The sequence below is a fragment of the Poseidonibacter sp. genome, assembly GCF_041821165.1.
Lineage (GTDB): Bacteria > Campylobacterota > Campylobacteria > Campylobacterales > Arcobacteraceae > Poseidonibacter.
Window position 1 is genome coordinate 1 of record NZ_JBGUES010000054.1, and the last position, 12523, is coordinate 12523.

A 12523-nucleotide genomic window follows, 5' to 3' on the forward strand; every position below is an offset into this window, starting at 1 on the left:
GCAGAAAGTTGATGATCTGGACCATCAGCATTTTTATCATAAGTAAAGTGTTTTTCAACAACATCAGCACCCATACAAGCAGCAGCAAAACAAGCAGTACTCCCAATAGTATGATCTGAAAAACCTACTTTTAAGAAAGGGAATTCTCTTTTTAGAGTCTGCATTGCTAAAAGATTTACTTGGTCAGGATATGTAGGATAATTTGACACAGTATGAAAAAGCATTATTTGATCATTGCCAACAGCTAAACATGTATTGATCATTTCTCGTACTTCATCTAAAGTACACATTCCACTTGATAATAAAATTGGTTTACCAGTTTGTGCAACATATTTTATAAGTGGTAAGTTTGTAGCATCATCTGCTCCTATTTTATGGGAAGAAACTCCAAGCTCATCTAACATATCTACATCAGTTTTATGTGATGGTGTAGATAACCACTCTAAATCTTTACTATCAATGTAATCAAATACTTTTTTATGTAATTCAAAATCAATTTGATATTTCTCAAAAAGTTCACATTGTAACATAGTACCAACATTATCAAGATCAAATTTAGCAGTTTTTGTTACTATAGTATCTGCTTTATATGTTTGTATTTTAATTGCATCAATACCCGTACCAAAGGCAAGATCAATTAATCTCTTTGCTTCTTCAAATGTTGTAAAATTTCCACCTATTTCTGCAATAATATAACATCTATTTTCAACATAATTTTTTATCATTTTTACTCTCTATATTTAATAATCTTTGCAGGTATTCCACCTACAATCGCATAATCTGGTATATCTTTCGTAACAACAGAATTCGCACCAATAACAACACCATTTCCAATATTAACAGATTTCAATATTTTAACACCTGTCCCAATCCAACAATCTTTACCAATTGTTACATCTTCAATAACTGCATGTTGATCCATAATTAAATGGTCTTTTTCAAAACCATGACCTTGATCTAAAATTTGTACAAAAGCACCAATTCGTGTAAAACTCCCAATCGTGATATTTCCTTTTGCTGTTATCATATTGTGTCTACCAATAACAACATCATCTCCAATAATTACTCGAGGTTTAGGCATGGTTAATTGAAAAAAAGAATAATCTTGAATAACAACATTATTTCCAATTTCTAAATAAGCATTTTCAGTTAAATGAAATTCACTGTTATATTTGATAACACAATCTTTACCTGCAATAATACCATTCTTTTTTATTTTAAGATAAGAGATAATCTTTTGTATTATCCCTCCTTTATTTCTAACAGAAGCTTTATCTATTTTATTTACCGACATTTTGATTTCTATTAACATAGTTTAAGATATTAAAACTTCTTCCATTTACTGATGATGATTCTTTTGTTTCAGTAGCTCTTGGCAAATAACATCTTTTACATACATCAAGATTTTTGTAACCATCTTGTTCTAAATGTAATTTTCTCACTTTGTTTAAAGCATCCCCATGCCATATTTCATGAATAGTTTCGATATTAGCATTACCTATAACGTGATCATTTTCTTCATCATTACTACACATCATTGCTGAACCATCTGCCCCAATAATCACTCTTTGGTATAGTTGTGGACATGAAAAATTATCTTCATAAATTATATCTGAATCTTTTTGTAAATAATCAATAAGAGGATTAAATGCGATTAAATCTGTAATAGGTTCAAATGTGTTATAAAATTTTTCTGGGTCATTCTTTATAGATGGCCATAACGACTGAATTTTGATAACTGGTTTATGCAAGTTATTTTCTTTTTTATATTCCGACATTTTTCTAATTTTATCTAATGTTTCACTAAAAATCAAAGGTTTTCGAATCTTTTCATACTCTTCATCTAATCCATCCACAGATATAGTTAACCAATCAACTCCAGCATCAACAAGCTTTTTAAAATAATCAGGTTTTAGTTTACTACCATTTGTTAAAAATGAAACCTCTTTCATCCCTTTATCTTTTGCATATTGAATACATTCAATCAATTTAGGATGTAAAGTAGATTCACCTCGTAAACTTAGTCTTAAAGCAGGAACCTTTCCCCCAATCTCATCTATAATTTTTTTAAATAAATTAAAGTTCATAATTTTAGCATTAACTTTTTCTTTAAATTCTTCAGTAATTGTATAGCACATTGGACATTTTAAATTACATATTGAGGCTAACTCCACATCTACTAAAAGAGGATAGTCTCTAAGTTTTTGTTCCTTAGGTAAACTACTCCACTCCATACGATAGTTAGCATATTGCTCCTTCCATCCCTCTGATTTATATTCTTCAAACCTATCTTCTCTTTCTTTTGTTTCAAAACTACTATAGTTTCCTTTATTAATAGGTATATTTCTATTTTTTCCCATTCTTAATGTCCTTTATTATTTCTAGTATTCCCTCTTCAAATGTATAGTTTGGAACCCAATTTAAATTTTCTTTTGCTTTACTTATATCTGCAACCACATTCATAATTTCATTTTTTCTTTCTATCTCTTCTGAATAGATCTTTTTATTAGTATTTTCTATCTTTTGTACTATATTAATTACTTCTTTTACACTTAGTTCAATCCCTGAACCAAAGTTATATACTGAAAATTTTTCTTTGCTTTCTATAGTATTTAATAATCCATTTATAAAATCATCTAAATATACATAATCTCTCTTTGGCTGTAAATCTTTTACTTTTATAACTGAACTATTTAGTACTTGATCAATAATATAAGGAATCAAAAAATTCTCTTTTTGTTCTTTCCCATATATATTAAAAGGTCTAGCAATTGTTACTTTTAAATCATGTTGCTCTGAGTAAAATTTACATAAATTTTCAGCCATATACTTAGAATTTGCATAGTGATTATTTGGTTGTATAGGATCATCTTCTGAAATAGGAAGTTTTACTGGAGCACCATATAAATAAGCACTTACAAAAGTCAATGCAATATTTTTATTCCGACACAGTTCTAATATATTATTTGTTCCTATCACAGAAGTTTTATAAAAAGAGATTGGGTCATCCCAACTATCTGGTACAAATGTTCTTGAAGCTAAATGAAAAATATAATCTATATGGATAGTAGAATATTTTTTGATTAAATCTATTACAGATATATCACCATCAGAAGAATTTAATTCCATTACATTATACTTTTTATCAGTAAGTTTTTTTGTTAAGGCTCTTCCAATAAAGCCGTTTGCACCGGTAACTAAGATAGTTTTCATTTTATAAATTTTTCTTTCATACAATCAAATTCATCAATTGCCTGAGCATAATCGTCTGGTCTTCCAATATCAAGCCAGTAACCATTAAATTTATCTACTTTAGGTTTTTCATTATTTTTCATTAAATCTATCATAAGGTGATCAAACCCATAAAAAACATTTGTAGGAATATACTCAACAGCTTTTTTAGAAACCATATAAATCCCCATACTTACATCATATGTTGATGTCGGTTTCTCTCTGAATCCATATAATATATTTTTAGCATCTACATCAAGGACTCCAAACTCTGATTTTACTTCTCTTTGATAAGATGATATAGTAAATATATGATTGTTCTTCACATGATTTTCATAAAATCTTTCATAATCTAAATCAGTTAGAATATCTCCATTCATTACCAAAAAATTATCAGGTAAATCCTCTATTAACTTTAATGGTGCCATAGTACTTAAAGATTTTTCTTCAAGTGAATAGTCAATTTTTAAATTCCATTTTGATCCATTTCCAAAAAATGCTTTTATAATTTCAGCTTGATGATTTACAGCCATTGTGATATGCGTAAAACCATGCTCTTTCAACTGTCTTACAATCACTTCTAGTATTGGATAATCCCCAATAGGCATAAGTGGCTTTGGAAGCACTACTGTATATGGTTTAAGTCGAGTACCTTTACCACCTGCTAATATTACTGCTCTTTTTTCTATCATTTTTATTCCTTACATTTTACCATCTAAATATTTACCAGTTTCTTTATGTCCAAAATCAGGAATCATTGTAAAAAATTCTTTTACAATATCATCTTTAGTCCATGATAATTTTTCTTTATATTTTTTAATAGTATATTCAAAATGATTTAATTTATCTTCGTTATAAATAGCTTCATTTTTAATAACTCCAAGATTTTCAAACTTTTCCATATCTAAAGTTTCGTGCTCTGTAAAAAACTCTTCAAAATCTTTCTCACCTGTAGTATCACTTGATGTAAATAAGCAAGGCCATTTACCTTGGGATGGTAATGTTTTTACAAGTTCTCTTGCTTCATCTTCATCTTTACATAAGTATGCTTCATATCCTAAATTTTCAAGATACTTAACTGCAATATCTGCAAATGTAATAAGATGTAAATTTTCACTAAGTTTTGGGAAATATATATCTCTATTCTCACCAAAGATACAAGACATAAGACAAAGTTCACCTGATTCTTGAGGTGTTACAAAATACCTTTTTATATCATTTGGAGCAACAATTGGTTGATTTTTTTGAATTCTTTGATTAAATCCATGAAGTAAAGAGCCATCACTAAAAGCTACGTTTGCAAATCTAGCCATTGAGACATTTATCTCTTTAGAGTTTCTCATAACAAACATTTCCATGATTCTTTTGCTAGCACCCATCATATTAACTGGATTTGCTGCTTTATCTGTACTTACACAAAAATACTTTTTTGTTCCATTCTTTATAGATTGTTTTAATGTCTTATCAGTGTTAAATATATTAGTATCTATCATTCTCATTAAAGTATATGGGTCTTTTTCACTTCGCACATGCTTCAGTGCCGAAAGATTTAAAACATAGTCATATTTACCATCAGCTTTTATAAAAGTATCATATTCAATAGAACCAATATCTAAAGCAAATGTTTGAAAATCTCCATCTATATATCCAAAAGAACTTCTAATATCTCGAACTAATTCAACCATGTTATTTTCTGAAATATCTACAACATGAAGTTTTTTAGGGTTTCGTTTAAATATTTCTTTAGTAACTGCTTGACCAATAGAACCAGCCCCTCCAATTACAAGAAATGTTGACGAAGAAACTATTTCTTTTAGTTTATTACTATTAGTATTTATATCTTCTATAAATAGTTCTTTATTTCTTCCGATTAAATTTAATATCTTACTCATTTATCACCTTTATAACAATCACTATTAAATATCTTTTTATAATACTTTTCTTTTTTAATTATTTTATTAAATTCATTTTTTGAACATGTATTCTATTCAAAATATATTTATATATAGATTATTTTTAAATAAAATATATAAATTTAATTAAATTATTTCTTCAACTCTTTTAAACTATTCTTTAAAATAATCTTACCAGCTTCTACACCAGGTTGATCATATGTATTTATTTGTACAAAACTTCCTACTATTGATGTTAGGAGTTGATACTTGTACATTAGTTTTGAGATACTATATTCATCCTGTGATTTCATAGTTATAGTATCTGTTGGTACATCTTTTAAGTCTTCTATAGCTTTTATAGTTGAGTCTGCTTGATAGTTTATCAAGTCTTTAAACTTTACATCATTTATATAATCTAGTTCATCTAAAAAAGGTAGTGTAATATCAGGAATTGTCAAGCTATCTTCAAACTCTGATATTTTGATAAATGTCACTGTTTTATCTCGTCTTCCTTCCATGATAAGCTGTAAGAAACTATGTTGATCCACTGGTCCTATTAGTCCTATTGGTGTTAGTACTTGTTTTGTGCCATTTATATTGATTTTTCCTAGGCTTTCACCCCATAATTGAACATACCACTTATTAAAACCCTCTAGTGATGCTGAGTATGAAAATAGTACGTTTATATTAAATCTATTTTTATTTTCTACTATAAATCTTGCTTTTTCCATAAGTTTTGAATAAGTTTCTTTTTTCTCAAAAAAGTCATTGTGTATATCTTGACAACCTTTTAAAAGCATATCTATATCAAGTCCCATGATAGCAAGAGGTACAAGCCCTACATTTGAAAATACTGAAAATCTTCCACCTACATCTTTTGGTATTTCGAAGGTTTTCATACTATTTGCTTTTGCATATGAGTTTAGTTTGCTATCGTGTTCTGTTATAACTATAGTATTTGATTTATCTAGTGATATTATACTATGTAGGTATTTTACTATAGAGACTACTTCTATTGTAGTACCTGATTTGCTGATGATGATAAAAAGTGCATTTTTAAAATCTATTTTTTTTACTCTTCTTTGTATATCAAGTGGGTCAGTTGATTCTAAGAAGTGTAGTTTTTTATCATTTTCTTTATTTTGTAAAAACTGATGAATAGCATATGTACCAAGAGAGCTACCTCCTATACCTATGATAACTATATCTTTTTGTTTTACTGTTTTTGCAAACTCTTTGATAGGTGTTGTATCTACAAATGGTAAATTATAGTAACCTATTGTTTTTGTTTCCTCTTTTATCTTAGAGAAAATTTCTTCATTTGATTTGATTTGGTAGAAGGTTTTAGTGTATTTCATTTATAGCCTTATTTTTTAGGTTCTTGGTTCTAGTTTCTAGTTTATTTTATTTTTGATTTTAAGGATTTTATTAATCCTCTTAACATTTTTTTTATTTGAATTAATTCATCTAATATATTCTTTATTTCTAAGATATATCCTATTTTATTTGATATTATTATTTGCGTTTCAAGTTCAGAAGCTGAAGCCATAGAAATATATAAGAAGTGTATATACTCTTTTATACTATTTCTGTCAAAACCTTCTGCGATATTTGAAGGTATTGACACAGCTGATCTTCTCATTTGATCGGATAAAGCATAAGTCTCTTCTTTAGGTAATAGTTTTACAAGCTTATAAACATCTTCAACTAATACAATACTTTTTTGCCAAACTAATAAATCCTTAAAATCATTAACCATACCATCCCCTAAAACCTATAACATATAACCTAGAAACCTACATACTCTTAGAATAAAAATAATTAGTAGCTTCAACAAATCCATCAATACTTCCACAATCAAACCTTGTACCTTTAAACTTATAGGCTATTACCTTACCTTGTTTTGCTTGTGTTAGTAGTGCATCTGTGATTTGTATTTCTCCACATTTTCCTGGTTTTGTATATTTGATGATATCAAATATATCAGGTGTTAGGATATATCGTCCTATGATTGCTAGGTTTGATAGTGCATCTTTTGGGTCTGGTTTTTCTACCATATCATTTACTCTATATACACCCTCTTCTTCTTGCTCTCCTACTATTACTCCATACTTGTTTGTATCTTGTTTTGGAATTTCTTCAATAGCTACTATTGAGCACTTGTATTTTTCATATAGTTTTACCATCTGAGATAATACCCCTGATTGTTCGTCAGTATTATCACATAAGTCATCTGCTAATACTACAGCAAATGCTTCATTTCCTATTAGCGTTTGTCCTGCTAATATTGCATGACCTAAACCTTTCATCTCTACTTGTCTTGTATATGAAAATGTACACTTTTCTATTACATCTTTGATTTCAGTTAGATAATGCTCTTTTGATGTACCTTTGATTTGATGTTCTAATTCATATGAAATATCAAAATGATCCTCTATAGCACGTTTTCCTCTACCTGTTACTATTGCCATTGTATTAAGTCCTGCTTCAATAGCTTCTTCAACACCATACTGAATAAGTGGTTTTGTAAGAACTGGCAACATCTCTTTTGGAGTGGCTTTTGTAGCTGGTAAAAATCTTGTACCATATCCTGCTGCCGGGAATAGACATTTTTTTATTTTATTCATTATTGTTTCCTGTATATCCAGCTCCACCTGTGATTAGTATTGACATTATTTAACTCCACAAGCTTGAGCAAGTATTTGCTCTTCTTCATTTTTATATTTTTCTAGGTCAGATTGAAGTTCATCGTACTCTTTTTTCTTTCGTTCGATAAATTTTTCTGTTAGGTTTACTTTTTCTTTGAAGCCTTCTTCTGTAAGAAGGTATTTGTATTGAAGTTTTTTATTTGAACTTATAAATCTCTCTGCTTTAATAAAACCTTTTTCGATTAAACCTTTTAGGACAAAGTTTACCTTACCAACACTATAACCAACTTCATGAGCTAGAGTTTTTTGATTTATAACTTTTCCTGTCTGTTTTAAGATATTTAATTCTAATTCTTCTTCAAATTTCAATATTAACCTTTGAACCTATTCAATTTGTGAAATAGTATTATATTCATTCTTTGAAGTGGTTTAAAATAATTAGTTATTTATTATTTATTTACTAACTAAAAATCAAAATCTAATTAAAAATCATTCTTACGTTCATTATATTTATTTTATTCATATCTATGAAATATAACTCTTGATTAAAATATTCCTTTTTTTGCTAGAAATTTATTTACGAATACAAGAAATTGCTCTATTAATATTTTTTTTGAAATCTTCAATTGATCGCATATAAATATATGGTTCATAAGCTTTTTTAGCAACAACATTAAAACTTTCAGTTACTTCAATATTTTTATTATTAAAAATTTCAAGCATATATCTATCCTCTGAAACCTTTGTAATACTATATGGTAAATTTATTCCATAAACATTATTTCCAAATTCACCACCCAGCACAAGTTTTTCATCATTACTGTTTCTACTTCTATCTTTCATGAAATTACTTGTATAATTTTCAATTTTTATTGTTTTATCTTTTAAATCATACCAAATATCATTTGATAGTCTTTGCTTAAAATATAATTGAGTTGTTGTAATAAAGTTATCTCTTAAACATAAAGGGAGTATAACTTTTAAATAATTTTTTAGTTGTTCTTTAGTCTTCGATATATATGTTAACTTAAAAAGTGTATCTTTAAAATCTTCTTCTTGAAAAACAATACTCTTCTTATCTTGAATAATTGAAGGTGAAATAGGATTAGGATTAAGACAGCCAACAAAAAGCATAGATATAATCAGTAATAATATATAGTTAATTTTTTTCATTCTTCTATTAATCCTCTTGAAACATATAGTTTGTTTGTTTTATATAATTCTTTTATTCTATATGGGTTTCTTTTTTTAAAATATTTTTCAACCTCTTTAATTGTAAATACTTTAAAATTTTTATGTTTACTTTTTTCTGAACTATTAGTAACAACCGCAGCTAATTCAATAACATTATAAAAAATATTATTACGTAAACTATCAACCTCATTTTTATTATCAATAGCAGTTCCTTTATGTGTTATAAATTTTTTCTCTTTTTTATTTGACTTAATTCCTTTATCTGACATAATTCCATCAACCGAATTTGCAAATAAATCAGAATTATTAACAATATTACTTGAATTTGCTGTTTTAACTGATGCAACAGCTAAAGCAACATTTAATCCTAATGCTAAAAATGAGCCAATTCCGGACCCCTCATTTTTACCAGTTTTATAATTATAGATTAGATTTATTTTTTTTGGGTCAAAATTATTTAAATACTCGTCAATTGTGATTTTATCCTTATCTTCATCAGTAAAACTTAATAAACTAAATTCTTTATAACCTCTTGCTTTAACTTCTTTTGCTAACTCTCTTAAAGAGAACAGTAATATATCTCTGAATCCAAATTGATCTTTAAAATAGTCATACTTATGTCTTATGACATGATATGATTTTATATGCGCTCCATCATTAAAATATTTATATTTATACTCTGAATATCCATCAATATTAGCCTGCATTGAATATAAAGATGTATTAATAATAAATAAAAAAATAAAAAACTTATACCACATACTTTTCCTTTTTAAAATATAATAAAATGATAACTTAATAATATTAAATCTACATATAATATTCTAAAAAAATTATTTATTCTTAAATAATCTAAGCATTCTTTATAAAGTGTCTAAAAAGTGTGTATTTATGAAACATAATAATAATTACTTTTTATTTTTAAACAGATTCAACTTGAAATTATTTCTTTACAATAGAATTTCGTCTTCAAAAGGAAGCATTAAAAAAAGGAAGCATAAATGTTACAAAACATTAAGACGAAATACAAGCTGTTGTTATTCCCAATGTTATATATTGCAATACTAATAATATCTGCAATAGTGTATGTTCATTATAGTAATATTTCAAATACACGAAATAATGTAAGTTTAGAAACAGAAAGATTTATTGAGCAAGTTTTAAAAGGAAGAATTTCTGTTTATCAATTCTTACGATTGCCATCAGAACAAAATGCCCAAAAAGTTAGAAATGATTTTGAAATTTTAAATCAAAAAGTAAGTCAATTAAAAGGTACTTTATCTGCTGAAGAAAATAGAATTTTATGTGATGAAATAATTTTAGATTCTAAAAAGTATATAAAATATTTTAACTCATTTTCACAAAATAGAATTAATGAATTTAACAATAATATAAAAGATGAATCAGAACATATTAAATCAAACATCTCTCAAATGGTAAAAGTTGGTTTAATCTTAGAAGAGAACTTAAGCAAAATTAATAAAAGTGCACTTATATTAAGAGATGAAGCAGTTGATTTTTTAAATAATGTTTTAATTGTTATTTCAATTCTTTCTCTTATTATCTTTGCTTTAATATCTGTTCTTGTTACAAAAGCAATCTTATCTTCACTTGATAACTTTAGAGAAGGATTATTATCATTTTTCTCATATTTAAACAGAGATACAAATCGTGTTACTCTTTTAAATGATAGTGCAAATGATGAATTTGGTGAAATGTCAAAAGTTGTAAATCAAAATATTGATAAAACAAGACAAGGTATAGAAGAAGATAGAAAACTAATTGATGAAACAATTGCTGTTTTAGGAGAGTTTGAACAAGGAGATTTATGTCAAAGATTAAATCTAGATGTTTCAAACCCTGCATTAATGGAATTAAAAAATGTATTAAATAAAATGGCTACTAATTTAGAAACAAATATTGATAATGTGCTTAATATTTTAGAAGAGTATTCAAGTTACCACTATTTAAATAAAATTTCTACAAAAGGTGTTAAAGAACATCTTCTTAAATTAGCAGGTGGAGTAAATACTCTTGGTGATTCAATTACACAAATGCTAATAGAAAATAAGTCAAATGGCTTAACACTTGATGAAAGTTCAGATGTATTACTAAAAAATGTTGATAAATTAAATATTAGTTCAAATGAAGCAGCATCAAGTTTAGAAGAAACAGCTGCAGCACTTGAAGAAATTACTAGTAATATTAGAAATAATACAGAAAATATTGCAAAAATGTCTAATTATTCTAATAATGTAACGCAATCTGCAAATAATGGTGAAAAACTAGCAAATCAAACAACTGTTGCAATGGAAGAGATTAATATTCAAGTTAATTCAATTAATGAAGCAATTACAGTAATTGATCAAATTGCTTTCCAAACAAATATCCTTTCACTTAATGCTGCTGTTGAAGCTGCAACTGCAGGTGAAGCTGGAAAAGGTTTCGCAGTTGTTGCTCAAGAAGTAAGAAACCTTGCAAGTAGAAGTGCAGATGCTGCAAAAGAGATTAAAACAATAGTTGAAAATGCAACATCAAAAGCAAATCAAGGAAAAGATATTGCTAGTAATATGATTGATGGATATAAACAATTAAATCAAAATATCTCACAAACAATAAATTTAATTCAAGATATTGAAAATGCTTCAAAAGAACAACTATTAGGAATTGAACAAATTAATGATGCAGTTAATCAGCTTGATCAGCAAACACAACAAAATGCGATGATAGCTTCTCAAACTCATGATGTTGCTGTAATTACTGATGAGATTGCAAAACTTGTAGTAAGTAATGCAAATGAAAAAGAGTTTAATGGAAAAGATAGTGTTAAAGGAAAAAGCATAACACAAGAAAATCCTAATACTACAGCTTCTTAACAAAAAATTAACTCCTTTTAATTATAATAATATTATTAATTAAAAGGAATCTAAATGTTTAAAATTTCACTGCGTTTTTTTATTTTCATTAGTTTATTTATTATCACACTTCAAGCTAATGAAAATAAAATGTTTCAAACTGTAAATGCTAAAGATGCTACTTTAGTAAAAACTGACTCAAGCAAAAACTTCTGTAATGTATGTGGTATGCACCTAAGTAAATTTTATAAAACAAATCATGTTAGTGAATTTAAAAATTCTCATAAAGAACAATATTGTTCTATTCGTTGTCAAAGTGCAATTCATGAAGAGTATGAAGATAAAATCAAAACTATAAAAGTAGTTGATACAAACTCTTTAAAATTTATTGATGCAACAAAAGCTTTTTATGTTGTAGGAAGTTCAAAAAAAGGAACAATGAGTACTATTAGTAAATATGCTTTTCTTACAAAAGATGATGCAGAAAAGTTTCAAAAAGAGTTTGGTGGAGAGATAAAAAACTTCAATGAAACACTAAAAATTGCTAAAAATCATTTACATAGTGAGCAAAATTCTTTTGATAAAAAAAGAATTAATATTGCAAAAAAAGGTAAAAAGATTTATCAAACATTATGTAAGGAAGATAAAGAACTTGAATTTAATTCTATTGGCGAAGCAAAACAGTATCTAATAGAGAATA

Annotated in this window: 14 protein-coding genes; 2 read left to right on the plus strand and 12 right to left on the minus strand. The window is 27.0% G+C overall.

The genetic code is table 11. The features are described 5' to 3' along the window. The 12 genes from ACERKK_RS06085 to ACERKK_RS06140 all read right to left on the minus strand — a co-directional run. A partial coding sequence (locus ACERKK_RS06085) for an N-acetylneuraminate synthase family protein (RefSeq protein ID WP_373772195.1) occupies window positions 1–725 on the minus strand: 725 nt, incomplete at its 3' end. 2 nt (window positions 726–727) lie between these two features. Further along, window positions 728–1294 carry a DapH/DapD/GlmU-related protein gene (locus ACERKK_RS06090; protein WP_373772196.1) on the minus strand — a complete coding sequence of 189 codons (567 nt, stop codon included), beginning with the start codon at window positions 1292–1294 and terminating at the stop codon, window positions 728–730. Then, window positions 1281–2360: a radical SAM/SPASM domain-containing protein gene (locus tag ACERKK_RS06095; RefSeq protein ID WP_373772197.1), complete on the minus strand. Its 1080-nt coding sequence runs from the start codon at window positions 2358–2360 to the stop codon at window positions 1281–1283. Before ACERKK_RS06095 ends, ACERKK_RS06090 begins: the two co-directional genes overlap by 14 nt. Then, a complete protein-coding gene (locus ACERKK_RS06100) occupies window positions 2347–3213 on the minus strand; it encodes an NAD-dependent epimerase/dehydratase family protein (protein WP_373772198.1) in 867 nt (288 codons plus the stop codon). Before ACERKK_RS06100 ends, ACERKK_RS06095 begins: the two co-directional genes overlap by 14 nt. Continuing rightward, the gene (locus tag ACERKK_RS06105) at window positions 3210–3923 is read right to left on the minus strand and encodes a nucleotidyltransferase family protein (protein WP_373772199.1); all 714 of its coding nucleotides are present in this window, start codon (window positions 3921–3923) and stop codon (window positions 3210–3212) included. Before ACERKK_RS06105 ends, ACERKK_RS06100 begins: the two co-directional genes overlap by 4 nt. Window positions 3924–3932: 9 nt before the next feature. Further along, a complete protein-coding gene (locus ACERKK_RS06110) occupies window positions 3933–5123 on the minus strand; it encodes a UDP-N-acetylglucosamine 4,6-dehydratase (RefSeq protein ID WP_373772200.1) in 1191 nt (396 codons plus the stop codon). Between the two features lie 152 nt (window positions 5124–5275). Beyond that, window positions 5276–6484, minus strand: a complete 1209-nt coding sequence (locus tag ACERKK_RS06115) for a glucose-6-phosphate isomerase (RefSeq protein ID WP_373772201.1) — start codon at window positions 6482–6484, stop codon at window positions 5276–5278. Between the two features lie 41 nt (window positions 6485–6525). Then, window positions 6526–6885, minus strand: a complete 360-nt coding sequence (locus ACERKK_RS06120; protein WP_373772202.1) for a four helix bundle protein — start codon at window positions 6883–6885, stop codon at window positions 6526–6528. A 37-nt stretch (window positions 6886–6922) separates the two neighbouring features. Beyond that, window positions 6923–7753 (minus strand): UTP--glucose-1-phosphate uridylyltransferase GalU, encoded by an 831-nt coding sequence (gene galU / locus ACERKK_RS06125; RefSeq protein ID WP_373772203.1) that lies wholly within the window; start codon window positions 7751–7753, stop codon window positions 6923–6925. 45 nt (window positions 7754–7798) lie between these two features. Then, window positions 7799–8143 carry a MarR family EPS-associated transcriptional regulator gene (locus ACERKK_RS06130; protein WP_373772204.1) on the minus strand — a complete coding sequence of 115 codons (345 nt, stop codon included), beginning with the start codon at window positions 8141–8143 and terminating at the stop codon, window positions 7799–7801. Between the two features lie 204 nt (window positions 8144–8347). Then, the gene (locus tag ACERKK_RS06135) at window positions 8348–8947 is read right to left on the minus strand and encodes a hypothetical protein (protein ID WP_373772205.1); all 600 of its coding nucleotides are present in this window, start codon (window positions 8945–8947) and stop codon (window positions 8348–8350) included. After that, window positions 8944–9729 (minus strand): hypothetical protein, encoded by a 786-nt coding sequence (locus ACERKK_RS06140; RefSeq protein ID WP_373772206.1) that lies wholly within the window; start codon window positions 9727–9729, stop codon window positions 8944–8946. Before ACERKK_RS06140 ends, ACERKK_RS06135 begins: the two co-directional genes overlap by 4 nt. A 240-nt stretch (window positions 9730–9969) precedes the next feature. Here ACERKK_RS06140 and ACERKK_RS06145 point away from each other — a divergent pair, with 240 nt between their 5' ends. Next, window positions 9970–11844, plus strand: coding sequence for a methyl-accepting chemotaxis protein (locus tag ACERKK_RS06145; RefSeq protein WP_373772207.1), 1875 nt, complete (start codon window positions 9970–9972; stop codon window positions 11842–11844). Between the two features lie 54 nt (window positions 11845–11898). Further along, on the plus strand, window positions 11899–12523 hold a 625-nt coding region (locus ACERKK_RS06150), incomplete at its 3' end, for a nitrous oxide reductase accessory protein NosL (RefSeq protein WP_373772208.1).

Coding starts and splice junctions, on each gene's coding strand:
- ACERKK_RS06135 (WP_373772205.1), bottom strand. CDS start 8,947: ATGAAAAAAATTAACTATATATTATTACTGATTATATCTATGCTTTTT.
- galU (WP_373772203.1), bottom strand. CDS start 7,753: ATGAATAAAATAAAAAAATGTCTATTCCCGGCAGCAGGATATGGTACA.
- ACERKK_RS06095 (WP_373772197.1), bottom strand. CDS start 2,360: ATGGGAAAAAATAGAAATATACCTATTAATAAAGGAAACTATAGTAGT.
- ACERKK_RS06105 (WP_373772199.1), bottom strand. CDS start 3,923: ATGATAGAAAAAAGAGCAGTAATATTAGCAGGTGGTAAAGGTACTCGA.
- ACERKK_RS06145 (WP_373772207.1), top strand. CDS start 9,970: ATGTTACAAAACATTAAGACGAAATACAAGCTGTTGTTATTCCCAATG.
- ACERKK_RS06090 (WP_373772196.1), bottom strand. CDS start 1,294: ATGTCGGTAAATAAAATAGATAAAGCTTCTGTTAGAAATAAAGGAGGG.
- ACERKK_RS06110 (WP_373772200.1), bottom strand. CDS start 5,123: ATGAGTAAGATATTAAATTTAATCGGAAGAAATAAAGAACTATTTATA.
- ACERKK_RS06140 (WP_373772206.1), bottom strand. CDS start 9,729: ATGTGGTATAAGTTTTTTATTTTTTTATTTATTATTAATACATCTTTA.
- ACERKK_RS06115 (WP_373772201.1), bottom strand. CDS start 6,484: ATGAAATACACTAAAACCTTCTACCAAATCAAATCAAATGAAGAAATT.
- ACERKK_RS06120 (WP_373772202.1), bottom strand. CDS start 6,885: ATGGTTAATGATTTTAAGGATTTATTAGTTTGGCAAAAAAGTATTGTA.
- ACERKK_RS06100 (WP_373772198.1), bottom strand. CDS start 3,213: ATGAAAACTATCTTAGTTACCGGTGCAAACGGCTTTATTGGAAGAGCC.